This window comes from Rhizobium brockwellii (assembly GCF_000769405.2).
Classification (GTDB): Bacteria; Pseudomonadota; Alphaproteobacteria; order Rhizobiales; family Rhizobiaceae; genus Rhizobium; species Rhizobium brockwellii.
The window spans coordinates 106,570-126,743 of the sequence record NZ_CP053443.1 but is presented as its reverse complement, the minus strand read 5'-3'; the positions used below and the strand labels follow the sequence as shown (position 1 = coordinate 126,743).

The following is a 20,174-nucleotide window of genomic DNA, read 5'->3' as shown; positions in this document are numbered from 1 at the left end:
TCCGGATCGTCGGGCAGACCTCCAAGGCCGGTGTCGGCTTTACGCAATTTCCTCTTCAAGTATTTTCACGGGCCGGTCCCACTGGATGAGCACGACACAGCCGGTATCGCTCCAGACCGAGTGTTCGCTGCCCGGCGCATTGACGATATAACTGCCGCTGATGTAATCGCCCGTCTCGTCGGATTGAACGCCATCGAGCACCAGAATGGTCTCGAGCCCCTCGTGGCGATGACGGGGGACGGAGGCGCCGGGCTCATATTTCAGCAGCGCCACGCCCGGCTGATCGCCCTCGAAGGGGCGGATCCAGTGAATGGTGACGGCATCGCGGAAAGGGCCGAATTCCAGCTCGTTCCAGCCGCCTGACGTCAGGCGTTCGCGGGTCGTTTCAGGCATGGGCGATACTTTCCAGAATGTCGTCGACATGCGCCGTCCAGCCGACGATCGCGCCCTGGGCGCGGATCATGGCGATGGCTGCGGCTTTGAATTCGGGGAAATAGCTTTCCGTCGCCTCCTCGGCGAGCAGGCATTCATAGCCGCGGTCGTTTGCTTCGCGCATCGTCGTCTGCACGCAGACTTCGGTGGTGACACCGGCAAAGACGAGCTGACGAATGCCCTTCTCTTGCAACACGGTGCCGAGTTCGGTGGCGTAGAAAGCGCCCTTGCCGGGTTTTTCGATGACGACTTCGCCCTTCACAGGAGCGAGTTCCGGAAGGATTGCCGTGCCGGGTTCGCCCGAGATCAGGATGCGGCCCATCGGGCCTTCGTCACCGATCCTGAGCGAAGGATCGCCGCGATTGCGTTTGGCCGGCGGCAGGTCGGAAAGGTCCGGCCGGTGGCACTCCATCGTATGGATCACGGGCAGGCCGGCATTGCGGAAGCCCTCGATCAGGCGTTTGACATCAGGCACGATCCTGGTGATGCGGCTGACATCATTGCCGAGGCTTGCACCGAAGCCGCCGGGCTCGGCGAAATCGCGCTGCATGTCGATGACGATGAGGGCAAGTTCATCGTACTTCACCGGAAAGGCGAAAGGTTCGGCTTTGAGCTTCGCCATCAATGATGCCCCGCCATGTGGGCGCCGATCACGCCGATATCGGCCGAGAGCGCCGGTGTCTCGTAAACCAGCTTGCCTTCCGAAATGACCATGATGCGGTCGGACATCTCGAGCAGTTCGTCGAGGTCTTCGGAAAGCAGCAGCACGGCGGCGCCCAAATTGCGTGCCTTCATGATGCGGGCGCGGATTTCGGCGACCGCCGAGAAATCGAGACCGAAACAGGGGTTCGAGACGATCAGCAGATCGACCTCACCTGTCAGTTCGCGGGCGAGCACCGCCCGCTGCACGTTGCCGCCCGAAAGCGCTGCGATCGGCGAGGAGGAAGAGGCCGTCTTGACCTTGAAGTCGGAGATCAGCGCTGAGGCACGCTTCTTCATGCTGCCCTTGTTCAGCCAGATCGCGTCCTTGCCGTCCAGCTTCAAGTCGAAGGTGCGAAACGCAAGGTTTTCGCTCACGGTCATCTTGGGGGCGCAGGCATTCTGCAACGGCTCTTCGGGGATGAAACGCACCCTGTTCTTGCGGGTCTCATCGCGGGTAGCGCGGTAAGCCTCGCCATTGACCATGACCTGGCCGCTATCGGTCGGGCGCTGGCCGGCCAGAATTTCCGTCAGCTCCTTCTGGCCGTTGCCGGATATGCCGGCAATGCCGACGATCTCGCCGGAGCGGACCGTCAGCGCGTCGATCTCGATCGTCTTCAGGCCGGAGCGATCCGGAGCTTTCACCTGGGTTACAGTGAGCACGGATTTGGCCGCTTCCGCCACCGGCAGACGGCTGTCGAGCTCGGCGAGCTTGACGTCGCCGATCATCATCCCCGCCATCTCGGCGGTGGAGAGCTCGCCGACCTTGCCGGTACCGACCAGCTTGCCGCGCCGCAGGATCGAGACGGCATCAGCGAACTTCGTCACCTCGTGGAACTTGTGGGAGATCATCAGCACGGTGAGCTCGCCGCGCTCGGTCATCCCGCGCACAATGCCGAGCATCTCATCGGCTTCGGCCGGCGTCAGCACCGAGGTCGGCTCGTCGAGCACGAGGAAGGAGCGACCGAGATAGAGCTGCTTGACGATTTCGAGTTTCTGTTTTTCGCCGGCCGCAAGCTCGCTCACCGGCCTGTCGAGCGGGATCTTGAACGGCATGCGTTCCATGAAACCCGCCAGATCCTTGCGTTCCCTGGCCCAGTTGATCACCGCGGGTACTTCGGTACGGCTGATGACCAGGTTTTCAGCACCGGTGAGCGAGGGAACCAGTGTGAAATGCTGGTAGACCATGCCGAGCCCATAGGCCGCGGCATCCTTGGGTGAGGCCACCGCCACCTCGCGGCTGTCGACCGACAACGAGCCTGACGTTGCGTGATAGAAGCCCATGATGCATTTGACGAGTGTCGACTTGCCGGCGCCGTTTTCGCCGAGAAGCGCGTGAAAAGACCCGGCCGGAACGGCGATCGAGACGTTGTCGAGCGCGGTGAAGCTGCCGAAACGCATGGTCATATCGAGCGTCTCGATGCCGACGGCCTTGCCGGCTTGCGGAAGGGGCGTGTCGCGGACTGTGCTCACTTCATTGCTCCTTTTCGACGATGATGGCGACGGGACCGCCGCCGGACGGACCCTGGTGTTCGGCGCCGCCGGACACATACAGATCGGTAATGCCGAAGATGCCGGCGAGAACGCCGCCGACGAAGGCACGGGCATGGCGGGTGCCTGCAATATCCGAGTCATCGAGCATCGTGTGGCGCCTGCCGCCGATCCTGCCGGACGGGTCCGGCTCGGCCTTGGCGAGAACCGCCGCCAGCCGGCTGTTTTCCGGCAGGCGTTCGCGGGCTTTCCTGACGGAATGCGCGTCGATCGCATCCCGCATGACCGCGTGGTCGATCGACAGCGGACCGGACCATTTTGCGCTCATGCCGAGGACGATGATTTCGTGATCGGTGAGTTCGACCCCGGACGAGGTTGAGGCGCAGCGGGAAAAGAGATCGAAACGTGTGCAGATGTCGGCATCGTTGATCGATGTCGCATCTATCTCGCCGAGTGCCACGGCGACGCCGAGAGCCGAAGCGCCGCGCGAGAGGCCCATGGATTTCAGCGTGTCGTGGGTTACGACCGTCCTGCCTGCTGCCTCGGCCTCGGCAATCCGGCGCGAGGTGAGCAGCGGACACTTGATCTGCACGAAATGGACATCGGCGGGATCATCGATGCCGGCATCCCTCATCGCGGACTTCACGCCTTCGGCAACGAGCAGGATCTGTTCCCGGCGCCCGAGATGTTGGGGGGGCAGCGCGGCGGTACGCGACACACCAATGGCCAGCGCCCGTTCGCCCGGGGTTTCTACGGTTTCACGCGCAAAAACCGTCCAATGCGGCGAGAGCGCCCCCTCGGTGCCGCCGGACATGATGATCGAGACGCCGTCGACGCCATATCTACTGAACAATGTCTCGAAGCTGCGGGTGGCATAACCGCGGGTAAAATCATTGACGCAGCCGTTGCCTTCCGTCTTGCCGAGAACGGCGACGACGTCGTTCGCCTGAAGGCCGCTGGCAAAGAGCGCCTCGACGCCGGCAACGTCATCGGGGCCGTCGGCTGGCACGCGAAAGACATGGGCACGCAATGACGGCATCAGGGCAGCGCCTCGACTAGAGCCGCGGAATTGGAGACCGAGCCGAAGACGCCGCCCTGCATCTTCACCATCTTGATGGCGGCGAGGTGGTTTCCATAGTCGGTCGCACCGCAGCAGTCCTCCAGAAGCAGGCATTCGTAGCCGCGGTCGTTTGCCTCGCGCATCGTCGTCGAAACGCAGACATCGGTGGTGATTCCGGTGAGGATAATGTTCTCGATGCGCTTCTGGTTGAGGATGAGTTCGAGGTCGGTGGCGCAGAACGAACCCTTGCCGGGCTTGTCGATGATCGTCTCGCCTTCGATCGGGTAGAGTTCGGGGATGATGTCCCAGCCGGGTTCGCCACGCGTCAGGATTCGGCCGCAGGGGCCGGGATCGCCGATGCCGGCGCCGATCCGCTGCGAGCGCCAGCGTTTGTTGGCCGGCAGATCGGCGAGGTCCGGGCGGTGGCCCTCGCGGGTATGGATGATGTGGTAGCCCTTGGCGCGCATTGCCGCGAGTACCTTCTTGATCGGTTCGATCGGCGCCTGCACCAGCGACAGGTCGTAGCCCATATGGTCGACATAGCCGCCCTTGCCGCAGAAATCCGTCTGCATGTCGATGATGATGAGGGCGGTGTTATCAGGCCTCAGCGCGCCGTTATAGGGCCACGGATACGGATCGGCGTCGATAAAATGCCCGTTGGTTTCGACCATCGCGTCCATCATTCTCTCTCCTATTCCGCGGCAGGTTTGAGGGGTTCGCCGTAGCGGCGCATCGGCTTGTCAAATCCGCAGGACGTACCGTCCTTGACCTTTATCTCGTCTTCCCATGGCAGGCGGTATTTGCCGGCGACGAGGTCGTGCATGTAGGTGTAGGGTGCATCCTGGGCGCCGCCGGCGACGGCGACATAGCCGCGATGGCCGAACTGGTAGATATTGTTCTCCACCCCCCAGCCGAGCCGGGCCTCGCGCACCAGGTCAGGACGCACCTCGGCTGTGATGATCTCGTTGACGCGGCCGGAGGTGCCGTGGGCGATGATCGTGCCGTCGAAATTGCAGATCATGCCTTCACCCATGGAATCGAACGTGCCGTCCGAACCGCACATGCAGACATTCGCGGTAACCATCAGGTTGCAGAAGGCATTGGCCTGGTTGGTGAAGCGCCAGGCGTCGCGGATCGGCGCCGTGTAGCCGGCTGTGCGGATCATGATTTCGGCGCCCTTATAAGCGCATTCGCGCGCCATCTCCGGGAACATGCCGTCATGGCAGATAATCAGCGCAAGCTTGGCGCCCCGCGGGCCCTCGATGACAGGGATGCCAAGATCGCCGGGCTCCCACGGCTCGACGGGGATCCAGGGATGCATCTTGCGGTAATAGAGCTTCAACTCGCCCTGATCGTCGATGACAATGCCGGAATTGTAGGGCATGCCGCCAGGGTTCAGCTCCATGATCGAGAAGCAGCCCCAGATCCGATTGTCCCTGCAGGCCTGCCTGAAGGCCGCGACCTCCGGGCCGTCGAGCGTGCACATGATCTCCGGATTGATGTCCATGGAAAGGCCATGCAGCGCGTATTCGGGAAAGACGACGAGGTCCATGCCCGGCTGGTTGCGCCGCGCTTTGGCCACCAGATCGACGATCACCTGCGTCTGTTTTGCCAAGTCCGCTTTGGTGGCGGTCACCGGCAGCTGGAGCTGCACCAGGCCGATACCGACGCCGTGTTCGGATTTGTTGAGACCGCCAAGTCCGTTCATCGGAAGGCTCCGTTATTTCGTGAGCGACAGCGCACCCGGCGCACCGGCGAGCGAGCGGGTGGGCGAGGAGGTGGCGATCAGGATGACGAGGGTGAGCACGTAAGGCGCGGCGTAAAAGAGGTAGTAGCCTTGCGTGACGCCGACCGATTGCAGCGCCGGGCCGAGCGCGCCGGCACCGCCGAAAAGCAGGGCAGCGAGGAAGCAGCCGATCGGGTTCCAGCGGGCGAAGATGACGAGGGCCACCGCCATCAGGCCCTGGCCCGACGAAATGCCTTCGTTCCATGAGCCCGGATAGTAGAGCGAGAGATAGGCGCCGCCGATTGCCGCCAGCGAACCGCCCACTGCCGTCGCCAGCAAGCGAACCCGGTCCGGATGGATGCCCATGGCCCGGGCCGCGTCGGTGCTGTCGCCGACGACGCGCAGGATCAGGCCGATGCGGGTGTTCTTGAAGGCCCAGAACAGAAAGAGGGCAAGTGCCGCGCCGATGAAGAACAGCACGTTGATATTGAGCGCCGCCTGGATCTGCGGAGTGCTCGACCAGCCGCCGAGCGGGATCGAGGGCAGTTTCGGCGCCACCGGCTGGATGAAGGATTTGCCGAGGAAAAACGCCATGCCGAGACCGAACTGCATCATGGCAATGCCGATGGCGATGTCGTTGACCTTGGGGAATTTGCAGATCCAGCCGTGAATGAGGCCGAAGATCGCGCCCGCCACCATTGCGGCCAGCACGCCGAGGGTCGGGGAGCCAGTCATGACGGCCACCGCATAGGCCGTCATGGCGCCGAAGACGAGCGTGCCTTCGAGGCCAAGATTGATGCGGCCGGAGCGTTCGGTGATCGTCTCGCCGAGGCTGACGAAGATGAAGGGGGTGGAAACGCGGATGGCGCCGGCGAAGATCGCCAGCGGCACGCCCCAGATGCCGATGCCTGTCTCTTCCATCAGAGGCTCCTTTTCCAGAGGTCGGGATTGAAGATCTTGAAGCGGCCGTAGAAGGTCTCGCAGAAGAGAATGACGATGAAGAGCGTCCCCTGCAGCACCAGAACGGTCGCATCCGGCAGGCCCATGCGCCGCTGGATGAGGCCGCCCGAGGCGTCGATGCCACCGAGCAGGATCGCGACCGGAATGATCGCCAGCGGATTGTGCCTGGCGAGGAAAGCGACGAGGATACCGGTATAACCGTAGCCGGCGGCAAGCGAGGCGTTGGCACTTCCCTGCACCGCTGCCACTTCGATCATGCCCGCCAGACCGGCAAAGCTGCCTGCAAGCGCGGTAAATCCGGCAATCAGCCTGCCGACCGGCAGTCCCTGGATCTGCGCGGCGCGCACATTGCCGCCGGCGATGCGGGCGGCAAAACCATAGCTCGTCGCCTCGATCACGATCCAGGAGATCATGCAGGCGAGGATGCCGATGACGAGGCCCCAATGCACGTCCATGCCAGGAATATTGCCGAGCATGTATTCCGCCGGCAGCGGCCTGGTCGACGGCTTGTTGAGGCTTGCAGGATCGCGCAGCACCCCTTCGACGAACTGATTCATCAGGGCGATGGCGATATAGGAGAGCAGCAGCGACGAGATGGTTTCGTTGACGCCGCGATAGTGGCGCAGGAAACCGGCAAGGCCGATCCAGATGCCGCCGACCACCATGGCAGCGATTGCCATCAGAATGAGGGTGAGGAAAACAGGCGCGGTGCCGGCGAGCGGCAGAGCCATGGCTGCGGCGGCAACGCCGCCCAGCACGACCGCTCCTTCCCCGCCGATGATGACGAGGCCGAGACGGGCGGGCAGGGCGACGCAGAGTGCCGTCAGGAGAAGGGGTGCGGCACGACTTAAGCTGTTCTGCACCGAAAACCAGCTGCCGAAGCCGCCGGTATACATCAGTTGGAAGAGGGTGGCCGGCGACTTGCCGACCGCCAGGATGAAGAGGGAGAAGAGCGCAAGACCGATCAGGATGGCCGCAAGGCCGATGACGACAGGCTCGGCTCGCCGCGCGATCCATTCGAGGACGGGGCGCAGCGAAGCCGGTTTTTCCACGATGGCTATTGCGGGATCATTGGCCTCTATGGTCATGGCGCTTCTCCCTTCGCGGTTTACGCCGTGGACCCGACCACGCCCTCGACCAGATAATTCATGCTTTCGAGTTCGATCGCGTCTTCGGCGTAGCTCTTGTCGGCAGCCACGACGGTGTCGCCCTTATTGTCCTTCAACGGTCCCTTGAAGACCGAGAAGCCGCCCTTCATCATCTCCGCCTGCGTGGTTTCGAAGGCCTTGCGGCCCTCCGCGGACACGGCGGGGCCGAGCGCGCTCATCTTCACGAAGCCGTCCTTCAGGCCGCCGCGCACGAAGTTGCCGAGCTTTTCGCCGGCTTGCGCCTTCTTGACGAAGTCGCTGTAGACGTTACCCCAGGCCCATTCGGCGCCGGTAAGGTACTTTTCAGGAGCAAGCGGGCTCTGGTTGGCGTGATAGCCGCAGACGAAGGCGCCGCGGCCGGCGGCTGTCTCGACAACCACTTTGGGGCTGTCGACGTGGCAGGTGATGACGTCGGCGCCCTGGTCGACCAGCGCGTTAGTAGCCTCGGCCTCCTTGACGGCGAGCGACCATTCGCCGGTGAAGATCACCTGGCAGGTGATACCAGGATCGACCGTGCGCGCGCCGAGCAGGAAGGCGTTGATATTCTGTAGAACCTGCGGGATCGGCTTGGCGGCGACGAAGCCGATCTTCTTGCTCTTCGTCGCATGGCCGGCAGCGATGCCGTTCAGATACTGGCCCTGGAAGATATAGCCGAAATAGGAGCCCGTGTTGGCCGGGTTCTTGCCTTCCTGCCAGAGGCCGCCGCAGTGCCGGAACTGGATGTCGGGATGTTTGACGGCCACGGCCAGCATGTGTGGGTCGAAGTAGCCGAAGGAGGTCGGAAAGAGCAGGGTCGCGCCGTCCAGGTTGATCATGGATTCCATCGTCTTCTGGACGTCGACGGTTTCCGGCACATTCTCTTCTTCGACCAGCGTCACGCCCGGTAGCGCCTTGATAACGGCCGCACCTTCCGCATGCGCCTGGTTATAGCCGTAGTCGTCCTTGGGGCCGACATAGATGAAGCCGACGGTCAGCGCGGTTTGGGCTGCGGCGGAGGAGCCGATCAGGCCCGGCATGGCGCCGGCGAGCGCACCGGCAGCGGAAGCCTGGAGAAAATTGCGGCGGTTCATGGAAAGGAGTTTGGTCATCGGAATGCTCCTTGCGGCGCTGGGCCGGTTGTGAACAGGTACAGAAAAGTGCATGCAATGTACGTGCCAGAAATTAATCTATTGTTTTTTATAATTTATTCGTCGCGATAAGATTTGTGTATTGCAAAGTGCATGCAGATTGATCGAATCCTTGCACAGAAAGTAATCAATAGATATTTCTTGTTCATTGCTGCTGCGCAGTTGGCATAAAGTCGGATTGCCTGAGGTGCTCGTGCATCAGAAAGCGAAAATTTAACAATATCTTCGCCACTAGATTTGACTTATCGAGTCTCGAACCGCATCTGTATGCAGAATGTTGACGTGAGCAGATTCGTATCGTGAAGCAGACTAGGCGCAGAGAAGTGATCCGTACCGGAACCACCGTCGAACAGATGGTGCGAGCGATTGCCGACATGATCGTCACAGGTGAAATCCTGCCGGGCGCGAAGTTGGACGAGGTGTCGCTCGCCGTTCGTTTCGACGTTTCGCGCACGCCGGTACGCGAGGCTCTGCGTGAGTTGGGCGCTATGGGATTGATTGCACGCGAGCCGAACCGCAGTGCCGTCGTGACCAATGTCACCGAGGCTTATCTGCATTCGATGTTCGAAGCGATGGCCGAACTCGAAGCGATCTGCGCCAGGCTCTCGGCCGAGCGTATGACGGTCGACGAGCGGCGCGCGCTGGAGTTGGAGCATCGGGCATCGGTGAGGCTCGTGCACGCCGGCGCGGAAGAGGAATATTCGGCTCACAACACCGAATTCCATACCCGGCTTTATCGCGGCGCGCATAATGATCATGTCTTTGAGATGGTGACCCAGACACGGGCGCGGCTCGCGCCTTTTCGGCGGGCGCAGTTCCGTCTGCCCGGGCGCCTGGCAAAATCCTATGAGGAGCACGGCCGGATCGTGACCGCAATCATGCGCGCGGATGCCGCGGCCGCAGGGCAGGCGGCATATTCCCATGTGGAAATTGTCAGCGATGCTAGCGCGGTCTTTGCAACGCCCGGGGAGTAAAGAGGGCGCAACGCCTAAAATCAGGCGCTGCCGGACCCGCTACGAAGGCGAGAAAACCACGACCGGGCAAACGCCGAGGTTATTTCCCAGCCTCTACTCCGCCGCTTCGATGAAGCGGTGGCGTTCATAGAGGAACTTCAGCACGGCTTCACGGCATTTGAGATATGTCCGATCAGAGGCGAGTTCGATGCGATTGCGGGGACGGGACATGGTCACATCGAGCACTTCGCCGATGCGGGCCGCCGGGCCGTTGGTCATCATCACGATGCGATCGGACAGCAGCACCGCCTCATCGACATCATGGGTGATAATCACCATCGTGTTGCCGAGGCGAGCGTGGATCTCCATCACCGCGTCCTGCAGATGAGCGCGGGTCAGCGCATCGAGCGCGCCGAAGGGTTCGTCGAGCAGCAGGATCTTCGGTTCCATTGCAAGCGCGCGGGCAATGCCGACGCGCTGTTTCATGCCGCCTGAAATTTCCGAAGGCCGCTTATCCCTGGCATGCGCCATCTGCACGAGGTCGAGGTTGGCCATGACCCAGTCGTGCCGCTCGGCCTTGGTCTTCGTTCGGTTGAAGAGTTTGGAGACGGCGAGATTGACGTTCTCGTAGACCGTCAGCCAGGGCAGCAGCGAGTGGTTCTGGAAGACGACGGCACGCTCCGGACCAGGCCCGTTGACCTCACGGTTTTCAAGGAGCACGGCGCCTGCCGAAACCGGCGTCAGGCCGGCGATGAGGTTGAGCAGGGTGGACTTGCCGCAGCCCGAATGGCCGATGATCGAGACGAATTCGCCCGCGGAAATCGTCAGGTTGATGTCCTTCAGGACCTCAGCGCGCACGCCACCCCGATCGAAATGTTTGTCGATATGGTCGAGCTTCAGATAGGCGTTCATAGGTGCGTTCCTCAGTTAGCCATGGCGCCGCGGGTGATGAGTTTGCCGAGTGCGGCCACCAGCTTGTCGAGGGCGAAGCCGACGATGCCGATATAGGCGAGCGCGACGATGATGTCTGGAAGGCGCGACGAGTTCCATGCGTCCCAGATGAAGAAGCCGATGCCGACGCCGCCCGTCAGCATTTCGGCCGCGACGATGGCGAGCCAGGAGAGGCCGACGCCGATCCTGAGGCCGGTGAAGATGTAAGGCGCTGCCGAGGGCAGCATGATCTTCCAGAAAAACTCGAACTGGTTGAGGCGCAGCACCTCGGCGACATTGCGGTAATCCTGCGGAATATTGCGGACGCCGACGGCGGTGTTGATGATCACCGGCCAGATCGAAGTGATGAAGATCACGAAGATCGCCGAGGGGTTGGAATCCTGGAAGGCTGCGAGCGACAGCGGCAGCCAGGCGAGCGGCGGAACCGTGCGCAGCACCTGGAAGATCGGATCGAGGCCACGCATCGCCCAGACCGACTGGCCGATGATCGCCCCGATGATGACGCCGGTGACCGCGGCAAGACCAAAGCCGTAGAGAACGCGCTGCAGCGAAATGAGCACGCGCCAGCCGAGCCCGATATCCTGGGAGCCGTAGTTGAAAAACGGATAGGCGATCAGGTCATAACTATCCTGCCAGACCCGATGCGGCGAGGGCAAAGACGCATCCGCCGACGAACAGAGCACCTGCCAGACGAGCAGGATGAGTGCCAGCACGACGACTGGCGGAACGACGTTGCGAAGTGCGGTCAGTGCCGCTCGACGAAAATCGATCCGCGATCCGTGCTTGCCGGAAAATGGCAGAACCTTTGCCGCCAGCTTGGCAGAGGCGGCCGTAGAGGGATTTTCTTTATTTGCCAGGGCGGACATCAACGCGCTCCTCACGTGAATGAAAGGCCGGCGCGCCCGTTGCGCGCCGGAGCGGGTCAGGAGACAGCCTTGATCGAAAGGCTGTCGAGATAGGCCGAGGGATTTTCCGGGTCGAAGACCTTGCCGTCAAAGAAAGTCTCCTTGCCGCGAGAAGAGGATGCGGGAATATCGGCCGCCGCGACGCCGAGATCCTTGGCGGCCTCGCGCCAGATGTCTTCACGGTTCACCTGGTTGACCAGCGCCTTGATGTCGGTGCTCGCCGGCAGATTTCCCCAACGGATGTTTTCCGTCATGAACCATGTGTCGTGACTCTTGAACGGATAGGAGGCGCCGTCTTTCCAGAACTTCATATAGAGGTCGGTGGCCTTGACCTCGCGGCCATTGCCATAATTGATGTCGCCCTTGAGGCGGCCGAGCACGTCCTTCGTCGGAACGTTGAACCATTGGCGCTTGCCGAGGATGTCAGCCATCTCCGCCTTGTTGTCCATGCTTTCGCACCATTGCTGCGCCTCCATGACGGCCATCAGCAGGGCCTTGGCGGCACTGGGATTCTTTTCGATCCAGTCGGCGCGCAGTCCGAGCGCCTTTTCAGGATGACCCTTCCAGAGCTCGCCGGTGGTGGCTGCGGTAAAGCCGATGCCCTGGTTGACGAGCTGCTCATTCCACGGTTCGCCCACACAGAAGACGTCCATGTTGCCGACCTTCATGTTGGCAACCATCTGCGGTGGCGGCACGACGATGGTCGAAACGTCCTTGTTCGGATCGATGCCGCCGGCGGCAAGCCAATAGCGGATCCAGAGGTCATGGGTGCCGCCCGGGAAGGTCATGGCGGCCTTGATCTCTTTGCCCTCCGCCTTCTTTTTCTCGAATGCGGCCTTCAGCTTGGAGGAATCGAGCTGCACGCCGGTGTCGGCATATTCCTTGGCGACGGAAATGCCCTGGCTGTCGAGGTTGAGCCGCGCGAGGATCGCCATCGGCACCGGCTTATTGTTCTGCGTCACCTTGCCGGTATGCATGAGATAGGGGAGCGGCGACAGGATATGGGCACCGTCGATGCCGTTTGCTGCGCCGCCCAGCACGAGGTTGTCGCGGGTCGCACCCCAGGAGGCCTGTTTGGCCACATCCGTTTCCGGAAGGCCATGCTTGTCGAAAAAACCCTTTTCCTTGGCGATGATCAGCGGTGCGGAATCCGTGAGCGCAATAAAGCCGAGCTTGACACCTGTTACCTCAGGACCTGCCCCAGCTGCGAAGGCGCCGGACGGAAAGGCGGTCTTGACGGCGCCGATGAGGGCCGCTGCTGCGGTCGTCTTGAGCATGCCGCGGCGGGTAATGGCGGTTGTAAAAATCCCAGTCTGCAAATTCTTTGTCATGCGCAGGTTCCCTCTGCTGGCTGAATTTGGACACAAAAAAACGCCGCCGGAATTTGCGTCCAGGGGATGCGAGTATCCCGGATTGCAAAGACCTTGCGACGTCGGTGTCTGATGCAGGCGCTTATGCCGCGCCTATCCGCATCGGTCGCCGTTGACCGATGCGTCTCGGATCTTGCAAGCATTGTGCCAAATTCGATAGGCATTGATAACGGCATGAAGCAAAAGGAGAAATGCGAAGAATTGATGGGTGCTTATTTATTAGGCTTTGTTATTTTCTGCTTCCGTTTTGTGCGATTGCTAACGTAATCGCAGCCGTGGGAGCGCTCTATTTGTGCAGTGCACGCAATATGGAAGTCGCGATCACGCAGACCGCAGAGCGGATTCTGCCGGCCTTATTGGTCGGCGCCGGGCGTGGCGATTGGCCTCGCCATCACCTCATTTCATTGCAGCAATGATACGAGGCCGTAGAACGCTGCAGATATTGCCGCAGCCGCCGGCATCGTGACGATCCAGGCAATCACGATGTTGCCGGCCAATCCCCAGCGCACGGCTGAGACGCGACGCGCCGCGCCCACTCCGACGATTGCTCCGGTGATGGTATGCGTCGTCGAAACGGGAATACCGAGCCACGTCGCTCCGAAGAGTGTCAACGCTCCGCCCGTCTCTGCGCAGAAACCTTGCATGGGGTTGAGCCGGGTGATCTTCGACCCCATGGTATGAACAATCCGCCACCCGCCAAAGAGCGTACCGAGAGCCATTGCCGACTGGCAGGAAATGACGACCCAGAAAGGCACGTAGAATGTCGGGCCGAGATATCCCTGGCTGAACAGGAGCACCGCGATGATGCCCATCGTCTTCTGCGCATCGTTCCCGCCATGGCCAAGCGAATAGAGCGAAGCGGACACGAATTGCATGACGCGAAATGTCCGATCCACCGCAAACGGCGTTTGCCGGACGAATAGCCAGGAGACGGCGAGCACCAGCACCAGGGCAAGCAGGAAGCCGATGGCTGGCGAAAGGAAAATGGCACCGACCGTCTTTAGAAGGCCGTTCCAGACGATCGAGCTGAAGCCAACCTTTGCAAGACCGGCCCCCACCAGCCCACCGACAAGCGCATGCGACGAACTCGATGGAATTCCGAAAATCCAGGTGAGGATATTCCAAATGATGGCGCCCATCAGTGCGGCGAAGATCACTTGAGGCGAAACGATCGCAGGATCGATGATGCCGGTCCCCAGTGTTTCGGCCACATGCAGGCCGAAGAACAGAAATGCAATGAAATTGAAGAACGCCGCCCAAGCGACCGCATATTGTGGCCGCAGAACGCGGGTCGAGACGATCGTGGCGATCGAATTGGCCGCGTCATGCAGACCGTTGAGAAAGTCGAAGAACAGGGCGACAACGACCAGGCCGACCAGCAGCGGCAGAGCGAGGGAGGCATCCATCAGACGTTCTCGATGAGAATGCCGCTGATTTCATTGGCGACATCCTCGAAGCGGTCGACGACTTTCTCCAGCTCTCCGTAGATTTCGCTTCCAATCATGTAGGCCATCGCATTGCCGCTGGCACCATGACGCAAGAACAGATCCTTCAAACCCTGGTCGTAGAGCTCATCGGAACGTCCCTCCACTCGGGTGACTTCCTCCGCGATGGCCGTGAGACGCTGCGCATTGGCTCCCAATCTGTCGAGGAGAGGTATCGCTTCCGCGACAAGGTTTGCCGCCTTGACGATTTCGCTGCCCATCTGCTGCATGAGCGGATCGAAGCTCGATTGCTCGAACAAACGGATCGTCTTGACTGCCTTGTGCATCATGTCGATCGCATCATCCATCGACTGAATAAGGTCCTTGATGTCACCCCGGTCGAAGGGCGTAATGAAGCTTCGTCGAACGGCAAGAAGAACCTCACGCGTGACATCGTCGGCCTCGTTTTCCAATGTGACGATGCGTTCGCAGTTTTTCTCAACGTCATTGCCCTTCAGGAGTTGATCGAGGGCGTGCGCGGCGGCAACGACGGTCTTCGAGTGCTTGGAAAACATCTCAAAGAATCTGTCTTCCCGTGGCATCAGCTTGCGAAAAATGCTCATCATGCCTGGGAACCTTCCTCATGCGGCCGATTGTCATAAATCTGTCATAAACACGCCCAGGCAATTGAAGCAACAAGCAAATTCGGTAATTCATTCGTTATGACGCCGAGCAAAAAAAGCAGGAAGCCTCGACCGGACAAGTCCCAGCCACTGCTGCGGCAGCTCGCTGCTGTTCCTGAAACGCTGTTCGCCGGTGCATTCCGTCAACAATACGGCGCAATTTGCTTCCGCCACGGCAAGGCCGGATCCGAGGTCGAAATCCTGGTGATCACATCGCGCGAGAGTGGGCGCTGGGTCATCCCGAAAGGGTGGCCGATGAAAGGGAAAAAGCCTTTCGAAGCAGCAGCAATCGAGGCCTGGGAAGAGGCCGGCGTGCGCGGTTTGGTGAAGAAGAAGCCGGTCGGCCGCTATACTTATCTGAAAGAACTCGACAATGGCGATGTGGCGCCCTGTATCGTCGACATGTTTCAGATTGAAGTCACGGACATCAGCGGCGATTTCAAGGAGCGGGGTCAGCGTATTCTCGAATGGGTCAGCCCGGACGAAGCGGCACGACGCGTTCGCGAGATCGAACTCAAGTCGCTGCTTGTCCAATTTGAGGCGCGCGGCCGCAAGAAACGCGATCGCGGCTGACCACGGACTTTTTCGCCGGCGTTGCAGCGCTGTGCGTCTTTATCGCTCGAATGGTTCGCCAAGTGAAGCGACACCGTTCAGTTTCAGCAGGCGACGGTCGGCGGAAATAATGCCGAGCACGATGATCGTGACGAGATATGGCAGGCTCGAGAGCAGTTGCGAGGGAACGTCCAGTCCGGTTGCCTGGGCTGCAAGCCCCATCAGCGAGACCGCCCCGAAGAGGCAGGCGCCGAGGAAGATACGACCGGTGAGCCAAGTCCCGAAGACGACGAGGGCGATGGCGATCCAGCCGCGCCCAGCGATCATCCCATCGGCCCAGAGTGGTGTATAGACCACCGACGCATAGGCACCGGCGAAGCCGGCCATCGCACCGCCGAAGGCGATAGCGAGGACGCGGACCGAGATTACCGAATAGCCGATGGCGTGAGCGGCCTTCGGATTCTCGCCGACGGCGCGGACGATAAGACCAAGCTTGGTGTAGGCAAATATGGCCCACAAAGCGAGAGTCGCGGCGAGTGAAATCCACACGACGATGTCCTGGACGAAAAGGCCGCCGACAACCGGCAATTCCGAAAGTCCCGGAAGGGCGAGCTTCGGAAGTCCCCTGACCGTGAGGCTTTCATAGGTCTTGCCGAAAAGCGCGGAGAGGCCCTGGCCGAGAATGCCGATGGCAAGGCCCGCTGCCACCTGGTTTGCCCGGAATCCCAGCGTGACAAAGGCGAAGAGCAGAGAAAGGACAGCGCTGCCGAGCCCGGCTGCCACGAAGCCCAGGAGATGTCCACCGCCCTGGTAGACGATGATGAAGGCGAGCACGGCACCGAAGGCCATCAATCCCTCGATCCCGAGGTTGAGAACGCCGGCGCGCTCGGCCACCAGTTCGCCGAGTGCTGCCAGAAGAAACGGTGTCGCAGCCGCAAGCATGCCGGCAAGAATGAACTCGATGGCGTTCATGACGGGCTCCGATGGGCAGCGCGGCGCCATTCAAGGCGGTAGCGCACGAAGGCGACGGCGATCAGGTAGGCGAGCAACAGACTGCCCTGGAAGACACGGACAGCGGCGATCGGCAGGTTGGCCGAGACCATGGCATTGTCGCCGCCGATATAGATGACCGCCATGACCAGCGCCGAGATCACGATGCCGATCGGATGCAGGCCGCCGAGATAGGCGACGATGATGGCCGCATAGCCATAGCCGCTCGCGACCGAACGCTGCAATTGGCCGAGCGGGCCGGCGACTTCGGCGGCACCGGCAAGACCGGCCGCAAAACCACCGATCAACAGCGAAAGCCAGATCGCCCAACCTTCCTTGAAGCCGGCATAGCCGGCAGCCCTCGGCGCCAGACCGCCGACCTGCAGCTTGTAACCGATGAAGCTCCTCTGCATGAAGACCCAGGCCGCAACCGACAAAGCGAGCGTGATGAGGAACGAGACATTGACGCGGGTACCGGCGATCAGGGTCGGTACCATCGCATCATACTGGAACATCACCGACTGGGGGAAGTTGAAGCCGTTCGGATCCTTCCACGGGCCGAGCAGCAGGTAGTTCAGCAGCTGCGCCGCAACGAGGCTCAGCATCAGTGAAACGAGGATCTCGTTGGCGTTGAGGCGCACGCGCCAGAAGGCGGTGAGAGAAGCCCAAAGTGCGCCGCCGATTGCGCCGAGCAGCAGCATTGCCGGCCAGATCCACTGACCCGTCGCCTGCGGAAACCAGACCGGAATGGCAGAGGCGAAGATCGCGCCGAGAATGAACTGGCCTTCGGCGCCGATGTTGAAGACCTTGGCGCGAAAGCCGATCGCCAGCCCCTGGGCGATCAGGAGGAGCGGGCCTGCTTTTAAAAGCACTTCCGAAAATGAGGCCCAGGAAAGGAAGGGTTCGAAAAGCATCGCATAGATAACCGCGACAGGGTCGCGGCCCATCAAGATGTAAAGGCCGAGGTTGAGCGCGATCGCTATGACAAGTGCTATGACGGGCGCGAGCAAGGTCGCGGCAAGCGAGGCGCGCTCCCGGCGGACCAGGGTGGGAACGAAAGCAGGGGACCAAGCACTCATCACTAGACTTTCTCGTGCGAGGCTTGTGCCCCGATCATGTATCGGCCGATCTCCTCGGGCTTCGTGTCCCGCGTCGCGAGCGGCGGGCTGAGCCGGCCGTGATGCAGCACCTGGATGGAATCGCAGAGCTCGAACAGTTCTTCCAGCTCCTCGGAAATGACGAGGATCGCCATGCCCTGATTGCGCAAGGCGACCAGACGGCTGCGGATGGCGGATGCGGCGCCGATATCCACGCCCCAGGTCGGCTGCGCCACGAAAAGCAATTTGGGAGACAGCATGATTTCGCGGCCAACGATGAACTTCTGCAGGTTGCCGCCCGATAGAGTGCCGGCTTCCGCATCCGGGCCTGGCGTGCGGACATCATACTGACGGATGCAATCCTTGGTGAACGCCAACGCCCGCGCCCTGTCGACAAGACCGTGCCGCAAAAGCTTGAGCGGATGGGCCGTCAGCAGGCTGTTGAGGGCGAGCGACATTTCGGGTACGGCGCCGCGTCCGAGCCGGTCTTCCGGAACGAAGGCAAATCCGAGCGTCCGCCGTGCAGCGGCATCGAGCCTGCCGACGTCGATCCCCATCATGTAGATCCGGTCGCGTTGGTCGCGCCCCAGCACCGTCTCGCCTGAAATCAATGCGGCAAGCTCGCTTTGGCCGTTGCCCGAAATACCGGCGATCCCGAGGATTTCGCCGGCACGCACTTCAAGGCTGATGCCGGCGAGCGGCACCGCGAATGGATCGTCGGGCTGATAATCCAACCCGATGATCTCCAGCCGCTTTTCCCCGCCAGACAGCGGCAACGCCGAGATGGGGGCGGGCATATCGCGGCCGATCATCATGCGGGCAAGGTCATGGGCATCATGTTCGCGCGGGTCGACATCCCCGGTCACCCGTCCGCCGCGAAGGATCGTCGCCCGGTCACAGATCGCCCGGATTTCCTCGAGCTTGTGGGAGATCAACAGGATGGAAACGCCGCCGTCGCGCAGCCGTCGCAGCGTGTCGAAGAGCTTCTCCACCAGTTGCGGCGGCAGGACGGAGGTGGGCTCGTCGAGGATCAGCAGCTTCGGATTGGTCATCAGGCTTCGGATGATCTCCACCCGTTGCCGCTCGCCGACGGACAGCGCATGCACATGGGCGAGCGGATCGACTTCGAGGCCGAATTCCCGTCCAAGCGTCCGAATGCGTTCCTTGAGCTCAGCCTTGCGGCCCGGCACGACCAGCCGAATATTCTCCAGGACGGTCAGGGTCTCGAACAGCGAAAAGTGCTGGAAGACCATGCCGATGCCGTTGCGCCTCGCCTCGGCAGGGGAGGCGAGGCGCAACGGTTTTCCTTCCCAGACGACATCCCCGTCGTCCGGTTGCTCGACGCCGTAGATCAGCTTCATCAGCGTCGATTTTCCCGCCCCGTTTTCGCCGAGGATCGCATGGATCGATTGCGGCGCCACGTCCAGATCGATCGCCTGATTGGCGTGGATCTGACCGTAACTCTTCGAAATGCCGCGCAGCGACAGGAGCGGGGTCGTCATGACTTATTTCGGCAGCGGCGTGGACACGCCCTTGACGTGCCAATTCATGGCGATGATCTCGGCGTCGGCCATGGTTGCGCCAGATGCGACACCTTCGCTGCCGTCGGCCTTGGTGATCGACCCGGTGAAGGGCGAGAAGCTGCCGTCGGCGATCTTTGCCTCGATCTCCTTGATCTTGGTCATCACGTCAGCCGGAACATCCGGGTTCCAGTCGACCACTTCGACGACCTTGTCGGCGACGCCGAGGAACGCATTGGCGCCCTTAAACGTGCCGGCGAGATGGGCGTCGACCGATGCCTTGAAGAACGGCGACCAGTCTGTCGAGATGCATCCGAGATAGGTTTTCGGTGCGTATTTCTTCATCGAGGAGTTGAGGTTGAAGGCGTAGACGCCGGCTTCCTCGCAGGCCGAGATGACGGACGGCGTGTCCTGGGCGTTGGAGAAGATCACGTCGCACTTCTGCGCGATCAGGGCTTTGGCGGCCTCCTGCTCCTTGGCCGGGTCGAACCAGGAGTTCACCCAGACGACCGAGACCTCGATATCCGGCTTGACGGCCTGGGCGCCGAGGGTGAAGGCGTTGATGGACGTGATGAGTTCGGGAATGGCGAAGGCCGACACAGAGCCGAGCTTGCCGGTCTTGGAAAGTGCTGCGGCAGCCATGCCGAGCAGATATGTGCCTTGGAAATACTTGGCGGCGAACGGCGAGAAGTTCGGAGCGACCTGGAAGCCGGAGGCGTGCAAAACCGTGACGCTCGGATCGCGGCGGGCGATCTGCAGGGCGCCGTTCTGATAGCCGAAAGAGCCGGCGACCAGGAACTTGTTTCCGTCGGCGACGGTCTTGTTCATGATGCGGTCGGCGTCCGGGCCTTCCGCGATATTCTCGAGCACGGTGACCTTCACCTTGTCACCGTAAGCGGCCTTGATCGGCTCGAGACCGGCGGCAAGTGCATGCCCCCAGCCGACGTCGCCGATCGGCGACGGGACGACGAGCGTGATGCCGAGCGGTTCGTCGGCGGCCAAAGCAAGGCGGCTGCCGAGCACGCCGGCAAGGCCGGTGGCGGCAGCGGCCGTCATCAGGTTTCTGCGGGTCAGTTTGGTCATGTT

The 20,174-nt window shown here is 61.5% G+C and carries 20 protein-coding genes; 2 read left to right on the top strand and 18 right to left on the bottom strand.

What is annotated here, in order from left to right:
* Positions 1 to 39: 39 nt before the first annotated feature.
* From RLCC275e_RS32155 to RLCC275e_RS32115, 9 genes are read right to left on the bottom strand one after another with little or no spacing between them, the layout of a single operon-like run.
* Positions 40 to 393 carry a cupin domain-containing protein gene (locus tag RLCC275e_RS32155; RefSeq protein ID WP_033184184.1) on the bottom strand — a complete coding sequence of 118 codons (354 nt, stop codon included), beginning with the start codon at positions 391 to 393 and terminating at the stop codon, positions 40 to 42.
* Positions 386 to 1,054 carry a cysteine hydrolase family protein gene (locus RLCC275e_RS32150; RefSeq protein ID WP_033184185.1) on the bottom strand — a complete coding sequence of 223 codons (669 nt, stop codon included), beginning with the start codon at positions 1,052 to 1,054 and terminating at the stop codon, positions 386 to 388. Before RLCC275e_RS32150 ends, RLCC275e_RS32155 begins: the two co-directional genes overlap by 8 nt.
* Positions 1,054 to 2,604 (bottom strand): ABC transporter ATP-binding protein, encoded by a 1,551-nt coding sequence (locus RLCC275e_RS32145; protein WP_033184186.1) that lies wholly within the window; start codon positions 2,602 to 2,604, stop codon positions 1,054 to 1,056. Before RLCC275e_RS32145 ends, RLCC275e_RS32150 begins: the two co-directional genes overlap by 1 nt.
* A gap of 1 nt (position 2,605) precedes the next feature.
* Positions 2,606 to 3,661, bottom strand: a complete 1,056-nt coding sequence (gene atzD, locus RLCC275e_RS32140) for a cyanuric acid amidohydrolase (protein ID WP_033184187.1) — start codon at positions 3,659 to 3,661, stop codon at positions 2,606 to 2,608.
* Positions 3,661 to 4,362 carry a biuret amidohydrolase gene (biuH, locus tag RLCC275e_RS32135; RefSeq protein WP_003555553.1) on the bottom strand — a complete coding sequence of 234 codons (702 nt, stop codon included), beginning with the start codon at positions 4,360 to 4,362 and terminating at the stop codon, positions 3,661 to 3,663. The genes atzD and biuH overlap by 1 nt, the downstream gene beginning before the upstream one ends.
* Positions 4,363 to 4,373: 11 nt before the next feature.
* Entirely contained in the window at positions 4,374 to 5,390 is a 1,017-nt protein-coding gene (locus RLCC275e_RS32130; RefSeq protein ID WP_033184188.1) for a formamidase, read from the bottom strand.
* A gap of 12 nt (positions 5,391 to 5,402) precedes the next feature.
* Positions 5,403 to 6,329: an ABC transporter permease gene (locus RLCC275e_RS32125; protein WP_033184189.1), complete on the bottom strand. Its 927-nt coding sequence runs from the start codon at positions 6,327 to 6,329 to the stop codon at positions 5,403 to 5,405.
* The gene (locus tag RLCC275e_RS32120; protein WP_033184190.1) at positions 6,329 to 7,456 is read right to left on the bottom strand and encodes an ABC transporter permease; all 1,128 of its coding nucleotides are present in this window, start codon (positions 7,454 to 7,456) and stop codon (positions 6,329 to 6,331) included. Before RLCC275e_RS32120 ends, RLCC275e_RS32125 begins: the two co-directional genes overlap by 1 nt.
* A gap of 20 nt (positions 7,457 to 7,476) precedes the next feature.
* Positions 7,477 to 8,604, bottom strand: a complete 1,128-nt coding sequence (locus RLCC275e_RS32115; protein ID WP_033184191.1) for a BMP family ABC transporter substrate-binding protein — start codon at positions 8,602 to 8,604, stop codon at positions 7,477 to 7,479.
* A gap of 338 nt (positions 8,605 to 8,942) precedes the next feature.
* On the opposite strand from RLCC275e_RS32115, the gene RLCC275e_RS32110 reads away from it, so the two are divergent.
* Positions 8,943 to 9,617: a GntR family transcriptional regulator gene (locus tag RLCC275e_RS32110; protein ID WP_027683086.1), complete on the top strand. Its 675-nt coding sequence runs from the start codon at positions 8,943 to 8,945 to the stop codon at positions 9,615 to 9,617.
* Positions 9,618 to 9,710: 93 nt separating this feature from the next.
* On the opposite strand, the gene RLCC275e_RS32105 is transcribed toward RLCC275e_RS32110, so the two are convergent.
* From RLCC275e_RS32105 to RLCC275e_RS32085, 5 genes are all read right to left on the bottom strand, one after another.
* Positions 9,711 to 10,508, bottom strand: a complete 798-nt coding sequence (locus tag RLCC275e_RS32105; protein WP_033184192.1) for an ABC transporter ATP-binding protein — start codon at positions 10,506 to 10,508, stop codon at positions 9,711 to 9,713.
* Positions 10,509 to 10,519: 11 nt separating this feature from the next.
* Positions 10,520 to 11,413, bottom strand: a complete 894-nt coding sequence (ntrB, locus tag RLCC275e_RS32100) for a nitrate ABC transporter permease (protein ID WP_003555561.1) — start codon at positions 11,411 to 11,413, stop codon at positions 10,520 to 10,522.
* Positions 11,414 to 11,469: 56 nt separating this feature from the next.
* Positions 11,470 to 12,783 carry a CmpA/NrtA family ABC transporter substrate-binding protein gene (locus RLCC275e_RS32095; RefSeq protein ID WP_130708123.1) on the bottom strand — a complete coding sequence of 438 codons (1,314 nt, stop codon included), beginning with the start codon at positions 12,781 to 12,783 and terminating at the stop codon, positions 11,470 to 11,472.
* 440 nt (positions 12,784 to 13,223) lie between these two features.
* Positions 13,224 to 14,228 (bottom strand): inorganic phosphate transporter, encoded by a 1,005-nt coding sequence (locus tag RLCC275e_RS32090; RefSeq protein ID WP_033184194.1) that lies wholly within the window; start codon positions 14,226 to 14,228, stop codon positions 13,224 to 13,226.
* Complete coding sequence (locus tag RLCC275e_RS32085) at positions 14,228 to 14,872, bottom strand: DUF47 domain-containing protein (protein ID WP_017958149.1); 645 nt, start codon at positions 14,870 to 14,872, stop codon at positions 14,228 to 14,230. The genes RLCC275e_RS32090 and RLCC275e_RS32085 overlap by 1 nt, the downstream gene beginning before the upstream one ends.
* Positions 14,873 to 14,968: 96 nt before the next feature.
* Between RLCC275e_RS32085 and RLCC275e_RS32080 the strand changes: the two genes are divergently transcribed.
* A complete protein-coding gene (locus tag RLCC275e_RS32080) occupies positions 14,969 to 15,502 on the top strand; it encodes an NUDIX hydrolase (RefSeq protein ID WP_033184195.1) in 534 nt (177 codons plus the stop codon).
* Between the two features lie 39 nt (positions 15,503 to 15,541).
* On the opposite strand, the gene RLCC275e_RS32075 is transcribed toward RLCC275e_RS32080, so the two are convergent.
* The 4 genes from RLCC275e_RS32075 to RLCC275e_RS32060 are packed head-to-tail and all read right to left on the bottom strand — an operon-like array spanning position 15,542 to position 20,171.
* Positions 15,542 to 16,453 carry an ABC transporter permease gene (locus RLCC275e_RS32075; RefSeq protein ID WP_033184196.1) on the bottom strand — a complete coding sequence of 304 codons (912 nt, stop codon included), beginning with the start codon at positions 16,451 to 16,453 and terminating at the stop codon, positions 15,542 to 15,544.
* Entirely contained in the window at positions 16,450 to 17,550 is a 1,101-nt protein-coding gene (locus RLCC275e_RS32070; RefSeq protein ID WP_033184197.1) for an ABC transporter permease, read from the bottom strand. Before RLCC275e_RS32070 ends, RLCC275e_RS32075 begins: the two co-directional genes overlap by 4 nt.
* Positions 17,551 to 17,552: 2 nt before the next feature.
* Complete coding sequence (locus RLCC275e_RS32065) at positions 17,553 to 19,070, bottom strand: ABC transporter ATP-binding protein (RefSeq protein ID WP_033184198.1); 1,518 nt, start codon at positions 19,068 to 19,070, stop codon at positions 17,553 to 17,555.
* A 3-nt stretch (positions 19,071 to 19,073) separates the two neighbouring features.
* On the bottom strand, positions 19,074 to 20,171 hold the full coding sequence (locus tag RLCC275e_RS32060; protein WP_003555572.1) for a BMP family ABC transporter substrate-binding protein: 1,098 nt from the start codon (positions 20,169 to 20,171) through the stop codon (positions 19,074 to 19,076).
* Positions 20,172 to 20,174 lie beyond the last annotated feature (3 nt).

Excerpts from the sequence above, each read along its gene's own strand:
- RLCC275e_RS32155 (WP_033184184.1), bottom strand. The coding sequence starts at position 393 with ATGCCTGAAACGACCCGCGAACGCCTGACGTCAGGCGGCTGGAACGAG.
- RLCC275e_RS32150 (WP_033184185.1), bottom strand. The coding sequence starts at position 1,054 with ATGGCGAAGCTCAAAGCCGAACCTTTCGCCTTTCCGGTGAAGTACGAT.
- atzD (WP_033184187.1), bottom strand. The coding sequence starts at position 3,661 with ATGCCGTCATTGCGTGCCCATGTCTTTCGCGTGCCAGCCGACGGCCCC.
- biuH (WP_003555553.1), bottom strand. The coding sequence starts at position 4,362 with ATGGACGCGATGGTCGAAACCAACGGGCATTTTATCGACGCCGATCCG.
- RLCC275e_RS32130 (WP_033184188.1), bottom strand. The coding sequence starts at position 5,390 with ATGAACGGACTTGGCGGTCTCAACAAATCCGAACACGGCGTCGGTATC.
- RLCC275e_RS32125 (WP_033184189.1), bottom strand. The coding sequence starts at position 6,329 with ATGGAAGAGACAGGCATCGGCATCTGGGGCGTGCCGCTGGCGATCTTC.
- RLCC275e_RS32120 (WP_033184190.1), bottom strand. The coding sequence starts at position 7,456 with ATGACCATAGAGGCCAATGATCCCGCAATAGCCATCGTGGAAAAACCG.
- RLCC275e_RS32115 (WP_033184191.1), bottom strand. The coding sequence starts at position 8,604 with ATGACCAAACTCCTTTCCATGAACCGCCGCAATTTTCTCCAGGCTTCC.
- RLCC275e_RS32105 (WP_033184192.1), bottom strand. The coding sequence starts at position 10,508 with ATGAACGCCTATCTGAAGCTCGACCATATCGACAAACATTTCGATCGG.
- ntrB (WP_003555561.1), bottom strand. The coding sequence starts at position 11,413 with ATGTCCGCCCTGGCAAATAAAGAAAATCCCTCTACGGCCGCCTCTGCC.
- RLCC275e_RS32095 (WP_130708123.1), bottom strand. The coding sequence starts at position 12,783 with ATGACAAAGAATTTGCAGACTGGGATTTTTACAACCGCCATTACCCGC.
- RLCC275e_RS32090 (WP_033184194.1), bottom strand. The coding sequence starts at position 14,228 with ATGGATGCCTCCCTCGCTCTGCCGCTGCTGGTCGGCCTGGTCGTTGTC.
- RLCC275e_RS32085 (WP_017958149.1), bottom strand. The coding sequence starts at position 14,872 with ATGATGAGCATTTTTCGCAAGCTGATGCCACGGGAAGACAGATTCTTT.
- RLCC275e_RS32080 (WP_033184195.1), top strand. The coding sequence starts at position 14,969 with ATGACGCCGAGCAAAAAAAGCAGGAAGCCTCGACCGGACAAGTCCCAG.
- RLCC275e_RS32075 (WP_033184196.1), bottom strand. The coding sequence starts at position 16,453 with ATGAACGCCATCGAGTTCATTCTTGCCGGCATGCTTGCGGCTGCGACA.
- RLCC275e_RS32070 (WP_033184197.1), bottom strand. The coding sequence starts at position 17,550 with ATGAGTGCTTGGTCCCCTGCTTTCGTTCCCACCCTGGTCCGCCGGGAG.
- RLCC275e_RS32065 (WP_033184198.1), bottom strand. The coding sequence starts at position 19,070 with ATGACGACCCCGCTCCTGTCGCTGCGCGGCATTTCGAAGAGTTACGGT.
- RLCC275e_RS32060 (WP_003555572.1), bottom strand. The coding sequence starts at position 20,171 with ATGACCAAACTGACCCGCAGAAACCTGATGACGGCCGCTGCCGCCACC.